This is a genomic window from Telmatobacter bradus (assembly GCF_048629425.1).
GTDB classification, from domain to species: domain Bacteria; phylum Acidobacteriota; class Terriglobia; order Terriglobales; family Acidobacteriaceae; genus Telmatobacter; species Telmatobacter bradus.
In genome coordinates, this window is sequence record NZ_CP184532.1 from 2,516,439 (window position 1) to 2,537,789 (window position 21,351).

Consider the following 21,351-nt stretch of genomic DNA (forward strand, 5'->3'; position numbering starts at 1 on the left):
ACCGAACGCCCGCAGCCAATCTGGTTGCGGGCGTTTTGCCTGGCTCTTTTCTGTGGAGCTACGTGCTCTGGGATTGTGCACGCGGAAAGACCATGCGTACCGTTGTTCCCTGCTGCAGGACGCTGGAAACGGTGAGCGTTGCACCGTGCATATCGGCAATCCACTTGGCAATTGCCAACCCCAGACCGCTGCCTTCGGTCTGGGCACGCGATGGATCGGCGCGAAAGAAGCGGTCAAAGATGTGGGACAAGTCGGATGCGCCAATGCCCACACCATGATCGCGGACTTCAATCACGGCGGTTCCTTGCACCATCTCAGCATGAATTTCGATCAGCCCCGAACGCTCGGTAAACTTGAGCGCATTGTCGAGCAGAATCCAGAAGAGGCGGCGCAGGGAAGAAGCATCGCCCATCACTTCCAGAGCGTCCTGCTGGGGCAGCGCTTTGTTCAGGGTCAGGCCACGTTCTGCCGCCACGGGTGCAGCAAGTTCCAGCGCCGACTCCAGAACCGTACGCAGATCAAGCCGCACCAGCGGCAGTCCCTCGCGACTGGTGTCTCCACGCGCCAGTGTCAGCATGTCTTCCAGTAGCACAGAGGCCGTGGCCATCTCCTCCACAATTTCCTGAAAGGCCTGTCTGCTCTCAGCGTCGATCTGCGGATTACGCAAGGCTACTTCGGCAACCGTACGCACGAACGAAAGCGGGCCACGCAACTCATGCGAAGCATCGCCAGTGAATTGCTTGATCTGGTTTACGGCCGCTTCTATGCGCTCGAGCATCGCATTGAAGGTGGCGGCAAGCCGCTCCAGTTCGTCACCGGAATCAGGAACGGCGAGCCTCTGAGAAAGATTGCGAATGCTGATGAAACGCGCCGTCGCGGTGATGCGGTCCACCGGTTGCAGCGCGCGACGGCTCACCCAGTAGCCGCCTGCCGCGGAGATGAACAACAGCACCGGAGCTGAAGCTAGCAGCCCGATCCAGAAGCGATTCAGCACCAGATTGTTTCCTGTGGCAGGAGCGGCAACGGCCACAAAGACTGTCTTCTGCTGCCAGTTCAAGCAGCGCACCAGAACCCAGTAAGGTTGCTCCGCAGCCTGCACCTGCACAAACTGCTCCTTGCAATCGCCCTGCAGAGAGGGCCAGGGAAAGCTGCGCGCCATGGCCGAGGGCGAGGGCAGAGCGCGCGAGCCATCGGTACGAAAGACCTCTGCCAGCCCATTGCCGGTGGCATGGGCAAACTCCTTGAAGTCCTCGTACTGCTGCTCTGCATCCTCGCTCTCACCACTTTGCAGGACGGCCTGCAGACGATCAAAGCGGCGCTCCAGCGTAGTGCGGCGCTCACTGGTCAGGGTCTGGTAAAGATTGAGCCACATGGCAGCACCGAAGAGCATCCAGCCGCCCAGAAAGATGGAGACATACCAGAGCGTCAGGCGGAGTGAAACGGTAGCGCGCATCAGTTACCAGAACCACCGCTGCAGAGCCCACTGCGCAAGGCGTACCCTACGCCACGAATGGTTTGCAGCAGTTCTTTTTCGCCGGGTCCGGTGATCTTGGTCCGCAGGGCGCGGATAAAAACATACAGGCTATCGTGACTCACATCGCTTTCCGCGTCCCAACCCTCTTCAATCAGCAAACCATGCGGCACAACTGCAGGAGAACGCCGCATGAGCACACGCAGTAGAGCGCATTCCGTGCGCGTCAGCGATGCAGTGCGCGCGCCCCGCTGCAGTTCAAAGCGATGGGGACGCAGAATCAGATCTTCAACCGCGAGTTCCTGCGGCGGAGCAATCGGAACGCGCCGCGCCGCGGCACGAATCTTGGCCAGCAGCACATCGAGTGGAAAGGGTTTGGTCAGGTAATCGTCCGCGCCGGAATCAAGGCCACGCACAATGTCTTCCATCGAATCACGCGCTGAAACCAGAATGGTCTGGGTCTGCACATGGGCGCTGCGCAGGCGGGTGATCACCGAAAATCCATCCATGCGCGGCAGCATTACGTCGAGCAGCATCACGTCGAAGTTTCCCGTCATACCCTGCCGCAAAGCCTCTTCCCCGTCAAAGGCCAGCGCCGCAGAGTACCCCTCGCGCTCCACGGCCTTGCCCAGGTGCATGGCAAGGCTTCGCTTGTCTTCGACGATGAGGATGCGCATGGTAATGATGCTAGAGTGCGAATGTGAATCCTGTATGAAAACAGCGCAACGGCCTCGGATCCTAAGGTTCAGCTTAGGTTCAACCGCGATACTCACCTCAAATCTCTAGTCGCCCAAACGGGCAGATTTCGAGATAGGAGAGTGTTTCATGTTGACGCTTCAACGCCTTTGCAGCAAATGGCGGCAGGCCACAGTGCTGCTCTGCCTTCTTGCTTCTTTCTTCCCGGTCTTCGCTCAGTCTTCACGATGCGTTTTGGCTGGAACCGTGGTGGATGGCTCTGGAGCAGTGCTCAAGGGAGTCCAGATTACCGTTCTACCGATCAATAAACAGATCGTCAGCGACGCCAATGGAGCCTTTACAGTCTCTGATCTGCAACCGGGCCACTTCAAGCTGGTGGTTTCCAGCATTGGCTTTGACAACCTCGCGCAAGAGGTAGATCTGAAGGTTGGCCAAACGACCAACCTTGAATTGCGCATGAACGTTGCCTCGCAGAAGGAAGAAGTCGTTGTGACGGCGGAGCGCGTGCATGGCGAAGCCGACGCCATCAATGTGACGCGTACGGCGGACAACATTCTGCAGGTGCTGCCGGCCGAGGTCATCACCAGCCTGCCCAACGCCAATGTGGCCGATGCGCTCGGCCGCATGTCCTCGATCACGCTCTATCGCTCCGAAGGCGAAGGCGAATACATTCAGGTGCGTGGCACCGAGCCCCGCTTGACCAACGTGACCGTGGATGGAATCACCATTCCGGCACCCGAGCCAACGGTGCGCCAGGTGCGCCTGGATGTGATTCCGTCGGAGATTGTGGAGTCGGTACAGATCAACAAGACACTCTCCGCCAGTCAGGATGCAAACGGCATTGGCGGCTCAGCCGATCTGCGTCTGAAAACGGCCAGCGAACATCCTACGTTGATCCTGTTCACCAATGGCGGCTACACGCCCATCCTCAATGGCCGCGCCTCTTCCGAGACCGGCGGCAATTATGGCCAGCGCTTCGGCAAGACCAAACGCTTTGGCCTGATGCTCGATGGATCCTACGATTACAACGGTCGCGGCATTGATAACTTTCAGCCCGCCATTGATCCTCTGTCCACCTTTTTCGTTCCTTTCTACGACAACAACACCATTCGCGATTACCGTTACTATCGCTACCGCACCGGCATCGCCGGCGCGGCCGATTACCGCATCAACAGTACCGATTCCATCTACGCCCACGGCTTTTATACCGACCTGAAGGACTGGGGCGACAAGTGGTACTACGAGCCGATTTCAACCGCGCTCAGCTGCCCCACGGGCGACACCTGCAACAACGGCGCAAACGTCGTCTATCCCAGCGCCAGCGCCAAATCGTCGAGCCCCAAGTTCTACACCTCCAGCAAGCGCCCCAATGCTTCGGTAGGCACGCTGATCCTGGGCGGCCATCATGCAATTGACGGCGGCACACTGGCCTGGCAACTCTCCGGCTCACGCGCCTACATGATCGATTCCGCCGGAAACCCCAAGGCGGATTTCTCCTGGATCGGCCCCTCCGTTTACTGCAACTACATTCCATCGCAGCAGACCAGCATCTATCGCCCGGTCTTCGGCAATTGCGACGGTGCCAACTCCATTCTTGAGCATGCTTCGTACTGGGCCTTCAAGGACATCACCACTTCCACCGGAAAGACGGGCGAAACCGATCTGACGGCGCAGGCCTCCTACATTCACAACTACAGTACGCATGGCCACTTCGGCGTCTTCGAGGCGGGCTTCAAGATTTCCAACGCCCACAAGGCACAGGATGCAACAGAAACCGTCTACGACGGCTGGTCCACCTCATCTTCTTCACCGGTTGCCACCATGACCGGCCTGCAGAGCGGCTTTGACAACACTGATTACTTCAAAGGCCAGTTCCTCGGCGGCAACTTCGGCCCCGTCTCCGACTTCAACAAGGTGCAGGCCTTCACGCTCAAGAATCTGCCCGGTGACATTGACGAGTACAAGACCGTCAGCGACACCTGGCCGAACATCTTCCACTTTGTCGAGCGCATTCCCGCTGGCTACGTGATGAACACCATCGACTTTGGCAGACTGCACATGCAAACCGGCCTGCGCATTGAAGCCACGCAGATGAACACCTTCGGCTATTACCTGCAGTGGGCGGCTTCCACCACCGCCAGCGGCACTGCCAGCGCACAGCCCTCAGCCTGCGCGAACGGCACCATTACCGGGCACACCAACTGCTACGTGGCCAGTGGCTATGCGAATAATCCTTCCTACGTCGATGTGCTGCCCAGCGTTCAGTTGCGCTACGCACTCACGCCGGCTCAGAACCTCCGTCTGGTGTACGCGCGTGGCGTGGCCCGCCCCGATCCATATCAGCTTGTTCCCTACACCTCGGCAGACGATACGGCGAATACTGCCTCCATCGGCAATCCCTCGCTGCGCCCCGAGCACGCCAACAACTACGACCTGCTTTATGAAAACTTTCTGCATCCACTCGGCATGATTCAGGCCGGCGTCTTCGTCAAACAGCTCACTGCGCCTCAAGTCGAATTCCAGATTCCCAGTGGCGTGAACGTTGCCAAACTGCCAGCCGGAACCATCCCCGCCTGGATGCTGCAGGAAGTGGAGAACGCGCAGTCCGAGGCGGGCTCGACGGCTTCGGTTACGCAATACGTCAATGGCCAGAACTCCTACCTGTACGGCTTCGAGATCAGCTACCAGCAGCATATGAGCTATCTGCCTTCGCTGCTCTCCGGCCTGGGCATCTCCGCCAACTACAGCTACACCGCCTCACAAATGAAGGGCCTGTGGCTGCGTTCGGATCAGCCCCGCCTGATAGATCAGGCCACCAACACCTGGAACCTGAGCCCCACCTACGATTACAAGCGGCTTTCCGTGCGTGCAGGCCTTTCGTACAACGGAAAAAGCCTCTTCAGCTACAACTGGATCTCGCCCACGCTGGCCCCGGGCGCAGGCGCTGACCCCAGCGGACTGGGCGCAACCGGCCCCTCCGGCGACGTGTGGACGCTGGCTCACTACCAGGTCGACGCGCAGGGTAGCTACCGCATCTGGAAGGGCCTCACCGCAGTCGTCTCCGGCCTCAACCTGAACAACGAAGTCTTCGGCTACTACACCGGAAGCAACGTCTTTGTGAATCAGCGAGAGTACTACAAGCCCACCTACACGGGCGGCCTGCGCTACAACTTCAACTCGCTGTTCGAGCACAAATAGTACGCCTTCTACTTCAGGAAACGGGGTGCGATATTCCACTCCGTTTCCTCGTTTTCATGCTGCAATGTACCTTTCTGGAGTCACTGTGGAATCAGGCCACCGGTTACGTTTGCTTCTTCTCTTTCTTTTCTTGCTGAACTGTCTCTCCACGCTTCGCAGTCAGACCACCGCAGTTGCACTCAGCAACAAAACAGAAGCGCAAGCAGAGCACTTGAAGTTTGCGGTCATTTTTACCCGCCACGGCGTTCGCTCACCCACCGGTAAGGTTGACGCGGCGAATGCCTACTCGTCGGCACCCTGGCCGGAATGGGCGGTTGCACCCGGCTATCTGACAGCGCATGGCACTGAGTTGATGCGGTTGGTAGGCGCTTACGATCGGCAATGGCTCACGCAGGAGGGCTTGGTCACTGCAGATGGCTGTGCCGATGCTGCTCATATCCGCATTCTGGCCGACTCTGACCAGCGCACGCGCGAAACCGGCAAGGCATGGGCCAAGGGATTTGCTCCAGAGTGCAATCTGGTTGTTTCGGCTCGCGCCGAGGGCACCGCAGATCCGCTCTTCCATCCCCTGGAAGCCAGCGTCGGGCATCCTGACAAGCAACAGGCTGCGGCAGAAGTGCTGGCGCGCCTCGGCGGTAAGCCGGAAGCGCTCGCCCTGCAGCATCAGGACGGATTGCAGTTGCTGGAGGAGGTTCTTACCGGCTGCAAGAGCGGGATTGCCTGCCCGACTGCAACCGGCACGACTCCGCATTCGCTTTTGGAGCTTCCCGCTTCGGTCCATGCCGGCAGTGGCGACCATATGGTGGATCTGCGCGGCCCCCTCAGCCTGGCTGCCACACTGTCGGAAAATTTTCTGCTCGAATATACGGAGGGATTTTCCGGCACAAAACTGGGCTGGGGAAGGCTGGATCGGGCCACCCTCAACCAGCTGATCGAACTACACACCGCCAACGAGGATCTGACTCAGCGCACCGCTTCCGTTGCCCGGGCACAGGCATCGAACCTGCTCTTTCACATCGCTAAGTCCATGGAACAGGGCATCGAACAAAAGCCTGTGGACGGTTCGTTGATTGCAAACAGCGACAAACTTCTGCTGCTGATCGGCCATGACACCAATCTGGCCAATCTTTCCGGTGCGCTCCATCTGACCTGGACGCTCGATGGCCGTACGGAGGATACGCCTCCGGGCAGTGCGCTGATCTTCGAAGTCTGGGAGGGTGCGCACGGGGCCGAGACTGTAAAGGCCTACTTCACGACGCAAACACTCGATCAGATGCGCAATGCAACGCCCCTGACATTGACCACGTCACCAGAACGGGTTGCGGTAGCAATTCCCGGTTGCAGCAATGTCGCAGGCGTTTGCTCCTGGAGTTCTTTCCAGACGGTTGTGGAACGGGCAGTAAATCAGGAGTTCGTGCAGTAAGTACAGCGCCGCCATAGAAAAGCGGCTCATCGCAAGGATGAGCCGCTTGATTTATTGCGTACGACAAAAAAAGATGAATGCGAATTAATTGTCTTACTGAAAAATTTAAGGCTTAGCCCCTAAAAATCCACGGACTCGCCCTTCTCTCGAAATGAAACCCATTACGTCCTACGCGGACCAGCTGGCGACACGGCTCCGGCCCATCGAAATGTAGCCCATATCCAGCGAAATACCGCGCACGCACTGCAACAGGTGGTTGGCGATCGAGGGCAGTTTCTGCGCGGTCACACGGAAGGACGGTCCGGAAACGCTGACCGCGGCTACCGGCTGACGCTGGGCATCCAGAAGGGGTACAGCAATGCAGCGCAGACCTTCCTCAAGCTCTTCGTCGTCAACGGCATAGCCACGGCGACGGGTCTTCTCAAGTTCGGCGCGCAGGGCTTCCGGAGTGGCGATGGTGCGGTGCGTCAGGCGCTCATAGCGGATGCGCTTGAAGATTTCGTTCACCCGCTCTTCGGGAAGGAAAGCCAGAATAGCTTTGCCCACCGAGGTGCAGTGCAGCGGATTGGTGGCGCCAATGCGAGTGATCATGCGCACCGAACGCGTGGGTTCAATCTTGTCAATGTAGATGACACGAGCCGCCTCCAGCACGCAGAGGTGAGCCGTTTCTTCCGTCTCGGCCACCAGACGGCGCAGATGGGGCTGGGCGCGGTCCCGCAGATCGTACTGTTCGATAGCGCGATTGCCGTAATCGAACAGACGCAGACCTAGGCGAAATTTACCATTGGCTGTGCGCTCGACCATTCTGTGGCGTTCGAGCACCATCAAAAAGCGATGAGCCGTGCTCTTGTGCAGCTGCAGAGCACTGGCGACCTGCGCAAGTCCCAGCGGAGAGTCACTTTCTCCGAGCAGATCCAAAACGGCAAATGCCCGGTCCAGGGCCTGGACTTTATAAGTGCCTTGTGGTGTAGCGTCTCGCATTGTGATCCCCCATCTTGCGGTATGATTGATTTCTTAAGGTTCTCAAAATGTGATACCAGAGTCAAGAGGTGAGACTACGTTCATTCCGAATCTATCGTTTCATCCGCATGATTTGCTTGATTTTATAAAGTTAGAAAGTGTTTCAGAATCCGCTTCTATACTTCCTACGATTCCTTCACAAACTATCAATTTCATTTGAATCGGGGGCATCGCCTTCCCCAGGAGCCAGAAAAAGATTGGCTTCCAGGCCATGCTGCCGCGTATATAGATCGTAATAACGACCTTTTCTTTCAAATAGTTGAGAATGATTCCCCTGCTCCACGATCCTACCCTCTTCCACGACGAGGATCTGGTCGGCGCGACGGATGGTCGACAGGCGGTGGGCAATTACAAAGGTGGTGCGGCCCTGCATCAGATGCTGCAGGCCAGCCTGGATCATGGCCTCGCTTTCGCTGTCAAGCGAACTGGTGGCCTCATCCAGAATCAGAATACGTGGCTCCGCCAACAAGGCACGGGCAATGGAAAGCCGCTGGCGCTGGCCGCCGGAGAGCTTGACGCCCCGTTCGCCCACAATCGTGTCATAGCCTTCATTGAAGCGTTCGGCAAACTCATCCACTCTGGCGGTGTGACAGGCGGAGAGAAACTCTGCCTGCGAGGCTTCAGGACGCGAAAAAAGGATATTTTCGCGAATCGTACCATCAAAAAGGAAGGAGTCCTGCAATACGATACCGAGCTGGGAGCGGAAGCTGTCCAGGTCCACGGTAGCCAGATCCACGCCATCAACCAGTACATGGCCTTTGTCCGGGGTATGGAAGGCGCAGAGCAGGTTGATAATGGTGGATTTGCCGGAACCTGAACTACCCACCAGCGCGGTCACCGTGCCGGGCTCGGCTAGGAACTCAATTCCATGTAGCACGGTCTTTTCTTCTACATAGGAGAATTCGACGGCTTCAAAATGGATGCGGCCCTTGATCGGAGCCAACTTCACCACGCGTTCCGGGTTCTGGTTCTCCTCCATCTCGGAAAGAATCTCGTGGGTGCGCTCCAATCCGGCAAAGGCTTCGGTCAGTTGTGTGCCAATGTTCACGACCTGGAAGACGGGCGCGATCATGAAGGCGAGAAACATGTTGTAGCTGAAGTAGTCGCCCACGGTCCAGCTGGCTTGCAGCACATTACGCCCGCCCAGCCACATGACCAGTGCACTTACCAGGCCAAGCACGGTTGTAGATGCAGCAGAGAGCGTGCTGGTCATGGTGAGCGAGCGCATCACGTTGGTAAGCAGCCGATCTACGCCTGCCGAGAAGACGCCAGCCTCCCGTGCCTCGGCGTGATAGCCCTTGATGACGCGCACACCACCGAGCGATTCAGTCAGCCGACCGGTGACTTCCGCATTGATTTTGCTCCGCTCGCGGAAGATGGGCCGGATGACGCGAAATCCGTACTGGAGCACGAAGATAAAGCAGCCCATCACGGCAAAAACCGAGAGCGTAACCACCACGCTGCGATGTAATAGATAAAGGAAGGCCAGTCCGGCCGTCAGCATACCGCCGACGAATTCCACCAGCCCGGTTCCCACCAGATTGCGCACACCCTCCACATCGGTCATGATGCGGGCGACGAGCGTGCCGGTGCGGTTTTCATCGTAGTAGGCCACCGGGAGCAGGCCCACATGGCGCTGCACCTGACTGCGCATCTCGGCTATCAGCCGCTGGCCAGCCTTGGAGAGCAGCTGGGTCAGCGAAAAGGAGGTAATGGCCTGCAGCACGGTGGCGCCGAAGACCAATGCGATGAACCTGGGCAGCAGTTCAGGATGGGGATGCGCCCCGGCCAGCACGTCGTCGAGCAGCGGCTTTGAGGTGTAGGGCATCACCAGCCCGGCAATACGGTTGACCACCATCAAAATCAGACCGACGCTGAGCAGCCCCAGACGCGGCACCACCAGCGAACGGATCTTCGGCCAAAGTTTTTTCAGGCTGGGCCGGCGCTTGGGCGCATCCTCCTGGGCACGGCGGGCCGTACGGCCGTGGGGTGTGCGTTCAGCGCGCAAGCCAAAGTTCATTCCACCGCCGTGCATGGCTGCCATAACGTTAGTCCTGTTCCGCGGCGGCCTTCTTTGCGGCACGCAGGTTGAGGATGGAGCGAACCGAGAGGTTCAGATAGACGAAGAGCGTAGCCGCCATCACCAGACGATAGCGCAGCAGATCCACATCCACATCCACGCCTTCGCTGCGGGCCGATCCATAGCCATTCAGAGCCATCAGCGCGCTCAGCAGCAGGCCCAGCACGGCCACGCCGGAGCTGACATAAAGGAAGGTCTCGTGCCGCTTTTCATTTTTGCTCTTGGTCAGAATGCCGCTCACGATCATCAACAGACCGAAGACGATAGGATAAATTGCCGCCGAGTGCACGGTTTCCTTCCACTCTAGCCCGCCAACTCCGAGAGCCACCAAAAGAACACCAAAAATGCAGGTAAGAACAGACATGCACAACCTCCAGAGATTTCTTGCCAAGGATAACAGGACGGCGGCAGCGAAAAAAGGCACAGTTTCCTGCCGCGCTTTCCACTGCTCAGCTGTTGGCGTATTTACCAACTCTAAGGTAGACTAAAGTCAATGCGTTGATCGGTTCTTCCTGGAGCCAGAAGCGCATCTGGTGGGAGCTCGTAGCTCAGTTGGTAGAGCAACGCCCTTTTAAGGCGTGGGTCCTGGGTTCGAATCCCAGCGGGCTCACCAGAATCTCTTTAGAATTTGAGTAAATGCGCGTATTTTCTTACGCGCATTTTTTATTGCTCGGCACCTCGGGAAATTTCCCCGACAGATCCACACTTCCTTTGAGAAAAAGCAAGGCGCACGGACCGGAGTCCATGCGCCTTGCCATGTTCGATTTTCCTGGTCTATGTCCAGAGAAGCAAAACAGCATCTTGCCCGTCTGACAAGAAAATGCCGTGGCTGAAGCCTGTGGCCCTTTTTCGGGATTTTTGCAGGGGTTAAACCCCCTGCCTCTCTCCATTTTGCAGCAGACACCGTTAGAACTGGATGCGGGCGCTGAACTGCATCACACGCGGTCCGCCGCCACCCAGTCCAGGATTGCCTTGCGCCACATCGGGGGTTTGCGAAATCACACCCATCGGCAAGACGTTGCCATTGGCATCGTCGCCAAACGAGAGTGAGCCGTCGGGCAGAGCAAAGTTCGGATGGTTGAAGATGTTGAAGAACTCGGCACGCAGTTGCAATTCCAGATTCCTGCGCAGCGGCGTGCTCTTGAGCAGCGAGACGTCGGTATTCCAGAAGCCGGGTCCGTAAAGCTGGTTGCGACCCAGGTCGCCGAAGGTGCCATCCGCTGGTTGCGTAAACGCCGCCGGGTTCAGATAGCCGCCCGCCGGAGTCCAGTGCGACAGAATTGGGTTGACGCCCGGAACCAGGTTGGGACGCTGACGATAGTTGTAGCGTTCGCTGGTATCGTCCGAGTTGGCAATCTGAATGGGACGCCCCGACTGCACCGTGGCGATAGCGTTGGCCTGCCAGCCTTTGCCTGCCCATACGGGAACCGCAGCAATGCGCGGGGCAAGATAGTTGAAGGCCAGGGTAAAGCGCTGGCGCGTATCGAACGATGAGTTGCCATGCTCGGCACGCAGGTTGGTTGAATCCTGCGGCAGAGCGATGCCGGCCGCATAGTCAATGCCATCGCTAGCATCGTCAATCGAGTGCGACCACGTATAGCTTGTGAAGCCAGAGATGCCGTGCAGATCGCGGGAGCGCACAGTGGCCTGCAGCGCATGATAGTTCGAGGCCGACTCGGTGGAGAGAATGCCGATCTGCTCGTAATTCGCGTTCGGATAATTGCCGTACGCATCGGTCTGATTGGCATCGTAGAGGCGCGTCAGATGTGTGCCCTTCGAGCCCACGTAGCCGAGTTCAAACGATGCGGCCTGACCGAGCTGCTGCTGCACATTCAGATTCCAGCTCTGCGTGTAGGGCACGGTAAAGTTCTTGCCGGTGCCAAAGATGCTGTATGGACCACCCGAGGCAACGTAGGCCGGACCGATGTTGCTGGCCCATGCGCTGCCGTCAAAGTTCATCGACACAACCGGCTTGGCTCCAATGGGGTTGGTCGTCAGGCCAGCAGCGTTGGCGTAGTTGGCAATCAGCAGGTTCTGCGGAATGTAGTCGTAGTATAGACCATAGCCACCGCGTACCACGGTATTCGGCAATGTGCGCAGGGCAAAACCCAAGCGGGGTGAGAAGCTGGTGTACTTGGGGTCATAGCCACGGCCCTGCAACAGAGCCTTCGTATTGAAGTCGTAGTTGGAGATCAGGCCGTGCGTTTCGCTCAGCGGTCCAAAGTACTCCCAACGCAAGCCACCGTTGATCGTCAGACGATCGGTCAACCGATAATCATCCTGCGCGAAAACACCGAAGTTGTTGTTGACCGTGGTGCGCTGCGTGTTGCCGGACTCAATGGAAGCATCGATGTCGCCCGTGTAATAGCTGACCAGCATGTTGGTCACCGAGTCCGTGGCGTACAGATTGTTGCCATTGGCATCGGTCTCATCATTCACATCAAGCAGGCCGCGCTCCAGATTGTCGTCGTAGGAATTGACGATGGCGCGACGGTACTCCGCGCCCACCTTGATGCTGTGCTTGCCGCGTACGAAGGACAGATTGTCGAGCAACTGCACGGTCTGACTGGTGCGGGCACGGGGAATGCTGTAGGCGGAAGCGCCAAGATTCTCTACCAGTCCACCGAAGTCAATTTCCGGCAGACCATTGCGCTGATCGCCCAAGTCCAGACCCATCGAAGTGGGATCGAGATTCGCATCGGCTCCAGCAAAGCTGCTGTGATAACGCGAGTAGCCCACACGGAACTCATTCAGCGTGCTGTTGCCGATGGTAGTCAGCAATCCACCCGAAGCCACCTGCACACGGGTGGGCGAAACCTGCGCAAAACTGCCAATGCGTGAGCCCGTTCCATAGCCCAGACCGCCCAACGGGAAGCGCTGATTGCTGGAACTGTAGACGTAGTTCACATAGGCGCTTTCATGCGGGCTGAACTGATGATCGATCTTGCCAATTACACTGCTCAGGTCATTCAGATCGTTTACCGCGCCATTCACCGTGCCCGTGGTCGAGGTCGGGAAGTAGGCAAGGATCTTGTCGAGCGCGGGATTCACGCTGGTGCCCAGTTGCGTGACGGCAATCGCGCGGGCGGCAGAAATTTCCTTCGCGGTGGGCACATACAGATCAAAGTCGCTGGTCACACGCTCCCGCTGCGCTTCATAGGCGGCAAAAAAGAAGGTGCGATTCTGTTGGATGGGACCGCCAATGGAGCCACCGAACTGATTGTTCTTGAACGGGCTCTGCGGATTGGCCGTGCCGTCGGAGTTGGTGACGGTGTTGAAGTAGTTGCGCGCATCAAAAGCCGAGTTGCGCACGTACTCAAACAATGCACCATGGAACTGATTGGTTCCCGACTTGGTGAGGATGTTGACGGTGGCACCGCTATTGCGACCGTACTCGGCCGCTGCCTGCGTCTGCAGATTGAACTCCTGAATGGCGTCAATCGGCAACAACGATGCGGGTGCGCCGGTAATGCCCACCTGATTCAGCGCGGAGTTATTGAAGAAGGGATCGTTGTCGTCGGCACCATCGAGCAGATAATTATTGGAGCGATCGCGATTTCCATTGATGTTGAACTGGCCGAATCCCTTTTCCGTTCCGGCTACGCCCGAGCCTTCCACCGTTACACCGGGAGTGAGGGCGACCAGCTTGCCGAAGTCGCGACCGTTGAGGGGAAAGTCCTGCACCAGACGGTTGTCCACCACCTGCGAAAGCGTGTCGCGCGTGGGCTCAATCAGGGGCGCGGCAGCGGTCACTTCCACCTGCTGTACTACCTTTTCCAAGCTGCCCAGTTCAAAGTCCACGCTGGTTTCAAGGCCAACGCTCACCAACACCTGACGGCTTACCTTGCGCAGGCTTGCACTTTCAGCCGTCACCACATAGTTTCCGGCCGAGAGCTCACGCAGGGTATAGCCTCCGCGCCCATCCACCACCGCGCTACGGACCGCACCCGTCTCCACGCTACGCGCCGTCACCTGCCCTTGAGAGAGGGTATTGCCGGAAGCATCCAGCAGATGGCCGCTGATGCTTCCGCGAAACGATTGTGCACTGGCTGAAAATACGGCAAAAAAAACAAACAAAAGGAGTGCAATCAGTTTTCTCATACTACCTTTCCAGTTCAACGGTGTTGGGGAGGGAAACCTTGAACGACTTCCTGGATCCATGCGTCACGCAAACAAAAAAACCACCGCGCAGGATGCGGGTGGTTCTTGCAAGGCCGGATGATTTTGCTGAATCAGACCAGAAGAGACGCCCGCGGAGTGCCGCACATAGGGCAGCACATACACATCCAGGCGTAATTCAGGACTGTCGCGATCACATGCCTCCATGCTGCAAATAAAGCAGCAAGCATACTCGTAATTTAAGTTTTCCTGCGTATTTTGTCAATTTTCTATCAATTCCGCACCCAGTCTGCCCGCTTCCTCTGATGAGCGATTTACTCGGGAAGCTTGTCGGCAGCAATGGAGAAGCGTACCCGGAAGCCACTCCCTGCCGCATTCCCGCCCAGGCAGAGCAGCGCGGCCATGGCAATGCAAGCAGTCAGACTCAGAGCTCCATCGACAAAAAACATCCCGGCCAAGCCATGACCGCCATAGATGCGGCCATCGAGTATGCCCATGTAGAGAATGGGAAGCACCGTGGCGTTCGTCAGCAAACTAAACTGTGTGGCGGCCAGCGGATTGTCTTTTCCAATGGTTGCAAAACAGATGGCAACCGCTGCGGTAAAGCTGAGCGCCTGCATGGAGTTTTCGCCAAGAAAAGCAAGCGCAAAGGTCAGAGGCGTCTTGGGGAGCAGCAGAACGGCCAGCGTAAACGCGCTTCCTGCCGTGCCAATCATCAGATAGAGCGGCAGCGCCTTGATGCGGCGGGCGAGCATGGGCAACAGCAGGCAGGACGCGGCTCCGGCCACCGTCAAAATGATTCCTCCCATGCGACTGACAAAGGCATCCGAGGCATGAAAGTCCCGCGCCACGCCGCTCAACTGATTGCTCAAGGCAAAAGAGCCTGTGGGAGCAACAAACAGAAGCAGCGACAGCAAGACTTCCTTCCGCTTGAGCAAGGCACCCAGTTCGCTGAAAAGCTGGCGGAAGCCGTCGCGCAACTGGTGGCGCAAGGCCATTTGCGCTTCAGCAACTTCGGCCTTTGGCAGCGGAATCCAGGGAAAGATGGCTGCGGGAAGAACGACCAACAGCCCCAGCAGCGGAGCGATAATATGCAGCGGCAAGCGGTGCAGGCCTTCTGCCGCCAAGCCAGCCATCAGGCCATTGCCGAGGAAGAAGCCCACCTGCGTCCACGCACTCAGCCATGCGCCTTCGTGGCTCTCTGTGTCGCCCTTGTTGGCGGCAATCTCGGAGACCAGCCCGGCCAACCAGCCACCCAGCGCATTGGAACTCAAAACCGCCGCGGCGTTGGCAATCATCAGCGCAATTTCCAGCAGCAGAAGATGTTCTCGCAACAAGACGGCAACCGTCAGACAGACTCCCGCCAGAAGGGCAAAAACTCCCGCATACCAGCGACGGCTGAAGCGAATATCGAGCACCGGCCCGAGCAGGAAGGTCCAAAAGCCGGGAGAAAGGGCCGCTGCGCTGATCGCCGCGATGTGCAACTCGGAAACGCCCTGCGCGGAGAGCATCAGCGGCAAGGGCAGAACGATGAAGCCGTTGACCAGTCCGAAGGTTGCGTTGGAAATCCCCATCAGCCAGACGGGAGCACACTGATGTTTTGCGAAACGCGGCATAAACATCAGTGTACGGTAAGTCCGTATTGCTGCTCGAGACGGGAAGGGCTGCCTTCTATTCCCCTCCCTGACTCCGCACCGCAACACGTTTTTCTGTGCGCCCTTCCGGATCAGCCGCGCCGGAGCCAGCTCAGGATCTCGTTTACCTGCTCATAGAGGGCCGAGCGCACGAGGATGCCGAGTTTGCCATTGTACTGGATGCGCTCGACGATCTCGGGCAAATCCATCTGTGCGGCACGCGTCCAGGCAGCGCGGCCAGCCTCGTCTTCCGGCCATAGAACAACGCCGGCAAAGCCCTCGTTCCATTCGCTGGGCACATAGCTTTCCCCGCGCAGGTGGGCGACTTCCAGCCGGGCCCACTCCCGCCACAGATTCATTCCGGAAGCAGTCTCCGTGAGTTGATCCACGAGTCCAGCGCCAACGGTTGCGGCTACACCGTCAAAAACAAACTTTCCATCTGCGGGACGGCGCAGAAAGCGGGCATGAGCGAGGCCACGCACCATGCCAAGCGAGGGTGCAAGACCTGCATTCAGGACCTTCAACTGCTCCCATTCACAGCTACCGCGATCTACCGTGGCCACACACAGGGGTGAGCCGGGACCGCCGGGCTGGCTGTGGCGATGCACCACAGAAAAGACTACGCTGCATTCGTTGATGATCGACTCAACAGTGAAGAGTTCGCCTTCCACAAGTTCTTCCAGCAGATAGTGGCTTTGCCGATCACCGAGCGCCTCCAGTTCCCGCCAGAGCTGGTCCGCATCTTCCACCTGAAGGGTGGCCAAACCGGGCTCATTGCCACGTGGTCGCAGAATCCAGGGCGCAGGAACCCGCTCCATGAAGGCGCGCAGCTCTTCGTAGTTGAGCACGCGCACAAACTGGCCCACCGTAAAGCCGGACTCGCTGGCGCTGATGCACATGGCCAGGCGGTCACGATAGTAGCCGGCCGTGGTCAGCCCCATGCCGGGAATACGCAGATGCTCACGCAGGGCGGCGGCGCAAACGAGACTAGCTTCATCGAGCGCCACAATACGGCTGTAGTGGCGGCTGCGGGCCATCCAGGCAACTGTATTTGTGATCTGGTCCTGGGTCAGCCCGTCGGGCATGGTGGCCAGATTCTCCAGTGCTTCGTGCGGCCAATCGGCCTTCCGCAATTCATCCAGCGTCAGCAGGGTGACGCCAATCTGCGACGCTGCGCATTGACGTAAAAAATCCTTCCCTGCCACAGTTCTGGCCAGGCATAGAAACCGTTCTTCGCCGTTCAACTTTCAACCTCCCACCGGGTGTTCGGGTCCCAGACAACCGCCCCGGTACGCCGCATGCACGGTTGGATTTCACCCCCTGCAGGGGAAACCAATTTGAAGCATGCAAGAAGATAGTTCTACCATAGACCTTTGCGCCGGTCGACGCGATCCCCTGAAGGATTGACGAAAACCTGCCCAGGATCCGCATACGATGCTTTCAGTCACTGCCCTTGTTGCATTGCACGACCAACTGACCGAAGCCGCCCACCAGAGCGACCGCTCCGCCCTGAGCCTGCCCGAAGAGTGGCTGGGACGGGTGGCACGCCAGCACATGGCCAACTTTGATCTGTGGCACATCGAAGACGAGGCGCGCAACCCCTTGGCCAGCGACGCCGATCTGGCCCAGGTGAAGCGGCGCATCGACCGCACCAACCAGTTGCGGAATGATCTGGCTGAACAACTGGACCTAACCCTGCTCGGCTGGCTGGAGCCGCAATCGTTGCCGCGGGCAGGGGTTCCGCTGCACAGCGAGTCGCCGGGACTGATCATCGACCGGCTCTCGATTCTGGCGCTCAAGATTTATCACACCCGCGAAGAGACCCTGCGCCGGGATGCGCCCACGGGACACCAGGAACGCAACCAGGGTCGTCTGGCGATGCTCACCGAACAACGCAGCGACCTGGCCGCCTGCCTGGACGAGCTGTGGAGCCAGACTTTGGCCGGAAATCGTCGATTCAAGCTTTACCGACAGTTTAAGATGTACAATGACCCCACGTTGAATCCGGTTTTATATGCCCAATCTGGTTCGGGAAACCGATCCTGATGTATCCCCCATTGACGTGAGGCCCGTAAATGCGTATATAAATTGCCTGAGAAGCTATCTTTCCAGGCAGTTGTTCCGTATCCGGCAACGGTACGGAAGGAAGGGCCCAAAACCTAGTTCCTCCGGTTAAACACATGAAGCAAGATGCGCGCACGACGGCCGCAGGCCGCAAAAAATCGCCCGCAACGGCCGCTGAAACTCCGGCGGTCAATGCCAATGCAGCAGTCTTCCACGCCTACATGGCGGCAGTTCAGCTGCTGCAGCAGGGCAAATACGACAAGGCCCTGGCGGCCTTTGAAAAGATTTTGTCGCAGGCGCCGCCAGAGATTCTGGAACGCTGCCGCATGTACATGACCACCTGCCAACGCCAAATGGAGCGCCCGCAGCTGGCCTTCACCACGCCGGAAGAGCACTATGACTATGCCGTCTCCCTGCTGAATACCGGCTATTACGAGGAGGCGCGCGAACACTTCGAGACGATCCTTGGCACCTATCCCCAAGCCGACTACGCTTATTACGGGATGGCGATTCTGGATGCATTCACTGGCCAGAACAAGGAATGCATTACGCATCTGAGCCGGGCAATTGAGCTGAATCCGCGCAATCGCCTGCAGGCGCGCGTCGACAACGACTTCCAGAACATCGTGGACGACCCCAGCTTTACCGAGCTGCTTTATCCGGAAGTTCCGCTGGGGCTGAATTGAACAACGCCGAAGCATCCATGACGAGCACCTCCAACGAGCCCGCCGGACAAGCGGGCTCTTGGCTGCGCGTTGTAGCCATGGGTGGCGGCACGGGGCTCTCCACGCTTCTGCGCGGGCTGCGCAGCCATGTGGCAGTCTCCGGCCAGCCAGCCAGCGCAGCAGCCATGATCGCAGATCTCTCCGCCGTGGTCACCGTGACCGACGATGGAGGCTCTTCCGGCCGCCTGCGTGAAGACTTCAATATGCTGCCGCCGGGCGACCTGCGCAACTGCATGGTGGCCCTCAGCGAAGAAGAAGACCTGCTGTCGCGCCTGTTTAGCCACCGCTTCCGGCAAGGGGGCGAGCTGCGCGGGCACACGCTCGGCAATCTCTTTGTGGCCGCGCTTACTGAAATCACCGGCGACTTTGCCCTGGCCATTCAGCTTTCCTCCAAGATTCTGGCCACCCGTGGCCGCATCTATCCCGCCACCACGGCTAGCACCTCGCTGGTGGCACAGATGGACGACGGCTCTCTGGTGCGCGGCGAAACTGACATCAGCGCGAGCAAGCGGCACATCGTAGAACTGATGCTCGATCCGCCCCACCCTGCCCCACTGCCCGAAACGCTTGATGCCATCGAACGCGCCCACCTGATCAGCATCGGTCCCGGCTCACTCTACACCTCGCTGATTACCAACCTGCTGGTGGACGGCATTGCCGAAGCGCTCATCAAGGCCAATGGCCTGCGGGTTTACGTCTGCAACCTGATGACCCAAGCCAACGAAAGCCTGGGCCTGAGCGCAGCCGACCACATTGATCGCATCTATCAGCACACCGGAGCACCGATCTTCGATTGCGCCCTGATCAACACGGCCCCCTTCCGGCCCCAGACGCTGGCTAGCTATGCCGCCGAGGGCGCTGCGCCGATAGAAGCCGACATTGATCGGATTGAGGCTATGGGCGTACGCGTCATCACTGGGAACTTCGCCAGCGAAGAGTCTGTCGTCCGCCACAACTCGGTGTGCGTTACGGAAACACTGCTGGAGCTGGCCAAGATGGAGTTGAGCGTAGGAGCCAGAGTCTAGAAGACTGGGACCAAAACCGGGGAAAACTGGGCAGGGAAAGGCAAAAGCAATCGTTCCCTCAAAAATTCCCTTCTGGAAAGATGTTATTTTTCAGTCACTTGTCCTTGATGTTGCACAACGCTGCAACTCTTCGTACAATGGATGAGGAAGATTGCAGGAAAGGTCTGTCTTTAAGCGATGCCCAAGGAAAAGATCCACCCCACTTACGAAGCCGTTCGCGTTCTGTGCGCCTGCGGTACCAATTTTGAGACCCGTTCGACCAACAAGGGCGACATCCGCGTGGAAATCTGCTCCCGCTGCCACCCGTTCTTCACCGGCAAACAGCGTCTGGTGGATACGGCTGGACGCATCGAGCGCTTCCGCCGCAAGTACGCAAAGAGCGAAGCCGCCAGCTAAGCGCGTCGAAGCACGGATCAAGCGAGTGGGCCTCCGCCTTGGCGGAGGCCTATCTACATCTGGAGGACGTCTTCTTCCCCGTAACTTGAAGATTCTTCTCCCCTTCCCCTCACCGTTCACCTTCGGCTATTCACTTTCATGGGAATCAGAGGCATTACCGTAAAAAAGCACTGGGATAACCCCATTGAGCACGCCATGCCGGCGGAAGCTCGGGTTCCCGCCACGCTCACGATCGGCACAGTCACCGTCTCTCCAGCCACTGTACTGGCCCCCATGGTGGGCGTCACGGACACTGTCTTCCGGCGCTTTATCCGCCACGCCAGCCTGTTTTCAGAGCACAGAGAACAGAGCACAGAGAACAAAGAACAGGACGCTGAGTGCAGTGAGCTGGAGCCTGGGGTCGAAGAGACGATCACCAACGCCGACTCCGGCTGCGGACTGCTGATGACCGAGTTCGCCTCAGCCGATGGCCTGAGCCGCATGCGCGAAACCAAGCGTCGCCGCTACCTGAGCTTCTACGAGGACGAGCACCCGATTGGCGCACAGATCTTTGGCGCAAATCCCGAGACGCTGGCCGAAGCTGCCCGCATCGTCGAGGAGTCAGGCTTTGATCTGGTCGATCTGAATCTGGGCTGCCCAGCCAAGCGAGTCGTCGGCTCCAATGGCGGCTCGGGGCTGCTGCGCGATATGCCGCGCATTCTGGAGATCTTCCGCGCCGTCCGCAAGTCAGTCACGATTCCCTTCACCGTCAAGTTCCGCATGGGCTGGAGCGAGAAGCAGATCGTCTGCATCGACTTGGCCCGCATGGCCGAGGACGAGGGTCTGAACGCCGTGGCGCTGCATGCCCGCACCCGCGAACAGGGCTACTCGGGGCAGGCACAGTGGGAGTGGATTGGCCGCGTCAAACAGGCGGTTAAGATTCCAGTGATCGGCAATGGCGACATCCGCACCCCGGAAGACGCCGCAGCCATGGTGCATGAGACCGGCTGCGACGCCGTCATGATTGGCCGCGCCGCGCCCACCAATCCGTGGATCTTCCGCCAGATTGCCCAGTACACAGCCACTGGCCGCTACGACGAGCCCACCCGGGAAGACCGCTTCCGCATGATCCACGCCTACTTCCGGATGCTGCTCGCCGAGACCGAAGCTACCAAGGATCTGCCGCGCGATGCCCGCCTGGGCGATCCGGTGGGCAAAATGAAGCAGTTTGCCACCTGGTTCACGCACGGTGTTCCGGGCGGATCCAAACTGCGGTCTGCCATCTACCGGGAAAAGAACGGCACGGCAGTTCTGGACGAAGTGGAACGCTTCTTCAGCGCCCCTCCACCCACGGCCACCAGCGAAGAACCGCCTGCCGGCGAGCTCTTTCCGGACGAACCGTGCGGCTGCGACGATCAGGCCTGATCTGGCTGCAAAAAAGCATGTGCCCTACAAAAGCTCGCGGTGTCTGTTGACGTTCACGGCTACGACCGTTTTTCACCCCGGGAGGGGTGAAGCAAA

General features: G+C 58.6%; 15 protein-coding genes and 1 tRNA gene. 8 read left to right on the forward strand and 8 right to left on the reverse strand.

The genetic code is table 11. The features are described 5' to 3' along the window. Window positions 1-58: 58 nt before the first annotated feature. Window positions 59-1,453, reverse strand: coding sequence for a sensor histidine kinase (locus ACOBR2_RS10520; RefSeq protein WP_420236074.1), 1,395 nt, complete (start codon window positions 1,451-1,453; stop codon window positions 59-61). Beyond that, on the reverse strand, window positions 1,453-2,148 hold the full coding sequence (locus tag ACOBR2_RS10525; protein ID WP_420236075.1) for a response regulator transcription factor: 696 nt from the start codon (window positions 2,146-2,148) through the stop codon (window positions 1,453-1,455). The genes ACOBR2_RS10520 and ACOBR2_RS10525 overlap by 1 nt, the downstream gene beginning before the upstream one ends. A 148-nt stretch (window positions 2,149-2,296) precedes the next feature. Between ACOBR2_RS10525 and ACOBR2_RS10530 the strand changes: the two genes are divergently transcribed. Together ACOBR2_RS10530 and ACOBR2_RS10535 are read left to right on the forward strand one after the other, a co-directional pair. Then, window positions 2,297-5,365, forward strand: a complete 3,069-nt coding sequence (locus tag ACOBR2_RS10530; protein ID WP_420236076.1) for a TonB-dependent receptor — start codon at window positions 2,297-2,299, stop codon at window positions 5,363-5,365. Between the two features lie 130 nt (window positions 5,366-5,495). Beyond that, window positions 5,496-6,788: a histidine-type phosphatase gene (locus tag ACOBR2_RS10535; RefSeq protein ID WP_420236077.1), complete on the forward strand. Its 1,293-nt coding sequence runs from the start codon at window positions 5,496-5,498 to the stop codon at window positions 6,786-6,788. Between the two features lie 168 nt (window positions 6,789-6,956). On the opposite strand, the gene ACOBR2_RS10540 is transcribed toward ACOBR2_RS10535, so the two are convergent. From ACOBR2_RS10540 to ACOBR2_RS10550, 3 genes are all read right to left on the reverse strand, one after another. Continuing rightward, a complete protein-coding gene (locus ACOBR2_RS10540) occupies window positions 6,957-7,769 on the reverse strand; it encodes an IclR family transcriptional regulator (protein ID WP_420236078.1) in 813 nt (270 codons plus the stop codon). Between the two features lie 175 nt (window positions 7,770-7,944). Continuing rightward, entirely contained in the window at window positions 7,945-9,852 is a 1,908-nt protein-coding gene (locus ACOBR2_RS10545; RefSeq protein WP_420236079.1) for an ABC transporter ATP-binding protein, read from the reverse strand. 4 nt (window positions 9,853-9,856) lie between these two features. Next, the gene (locus ACOBR2_RS10550) at window positions 9,857-10,252 is read right to left on the reverse strand and encodes a hypothetical protein (protein WP_420236080.1); all 396 of its coding nucleotides are present in this window, start codon (window positions 10,250-10,252) and stop codon (window positions 9,857-9,859) included. A 173-nt stretch (window positions 10,253-10,425) separates the two neighbouring features. Between ACOBR2_RS10550 and ACOBR2_RS10555 the strand changes: the two genes are divergently transcribed. Then, window positions 10,426-10,501: transfer RNA gene (locus tag ACOBR2_RS10555), tRNA-Lys, on the forward strand. A gap of 293 nt (window positions 10,502-10,794) precedes the next feature. Here ACOBR2_RS10555 and ACOBR2_RS10560 read toward each other — a convergent pair. From ACOBR2_RS10560 to ACOBR2_RS10570, 3 genes are all read right to left on the reverse strand, one after another. Continuing rightward, window positions 10,795-13,989, reverse strand: a complete 3,195-nt coding sequence (locus tag ACOBR2_RS10560; protein WP_420236081.1) for a TonB-dependent receptor domain-containing protein — start codon at window positions 13,987-13,989, stop codon at window positions 10,795-10,797. Window positions 13,990-14,321: 332 nt separating this feature from the next. Beyond that, window positions 14,322-15,623 carry an MFS transporter gene (locus tag ACOBR2_RS10565; protein ID WP_420236082.1) on the reverse strand — a complete coding sequence of 434 codons (1,302 nt, stop codon included), beginning with the start codon at window positions 15,621-15,623 and terminating at the stop codon, window positions 14,322-14,324. Window positions 15,624-15,733: 110 nt separating this feature from the next. After that, window positions 15,734-16,885 carry an ATP-grasp domain-containing protein gene (locus ACOBR2_RS10570; RefSeq protein ID WP_420236083.1) on the reverse strand — a complete coding sequence of 384 codons (1,152 nt, stop codon included), beginning with the start codon at window positions 16,883-16,885 and terminating at the stop codon, window positions 15,734-15,736. 190 nt (window positions 16,886-17,075) lie between these two features. On the opposite strand from ACOBR2_RS10570, the gene ACOBR2_RS10575 reads away from it, so the two are divergent. The 5 genes from ACOBR2_RS10575 to ACOBR2_RS10595 all read left to right on the forward strand — a co-directional run bounded on the left by ACOBR2_RS10575 (window position 17,076) and on the right by ACOBR2_RS10595 (window position 21,255). Beyond that, entirely contained in the window at window positions 17,076-17,687 is a 612-nt protein-coding gene (locus ACOBR2_RS10575; protein WP_420236084.1) for a DUF4254 domain-containing protein, read from the forward strand. 134 nt (window positions 17,688-17,821) lie between these two features. Next, window positions 17,822-18,391, forward strand: coding sequence for a TPR end-of-group domain-containing protein (locus ACOBR2_RS10580; RefSeq protein ID WP_420236085.1), 570 nt, complete (start codon window positions 17,822-17,824; stop codon window positions 18,389-18,391). Next, a complete protein-coding gene (locus ACOBR2_RS10585; RefSeq protein ID WP_420236086.1) occupies window positions 18,388-19,455 on the forward strand; it encodes a gluconeogenesis factor YvcK family protein in 1,068 nt (355 codons plus the stop codon). The genes ACOBR2_RS10580 and ACOBR2_RS10585 overlap by 4 nt, the downstream gene beginning before the upstream one ends. A gap of 177 nt (window positions 19,456-19,632) precedes the next feature. Further along, window positions 19,633-19,851, forward strand: coding sequence for a 50S ribosomal protein L31 (gene rpmE / locus ACOBR2_RS10590; protein ID WP_420236087.1), 219 nt, complete (start codon window positions 19,633-19,635; stop codon window positions 19,849-19,851). A 138-nt stretch (window positions 19,852-19,989) separates the two neighbouring features. Continuing rightward, on the forward strand, window positions 19,990-21,255 hold the full coding sequence (locus tag ACOBR2_RS10595; protein ID WP_420236088.1) for a tRNA dihydrouridine synthase: 1,266 nt from the start codon (window positions 19,990-19,992) through the stop codon (window positions 21,253-21,255). Window positions 21,256-21,351 lie beyond the last annotated feature (96 nt).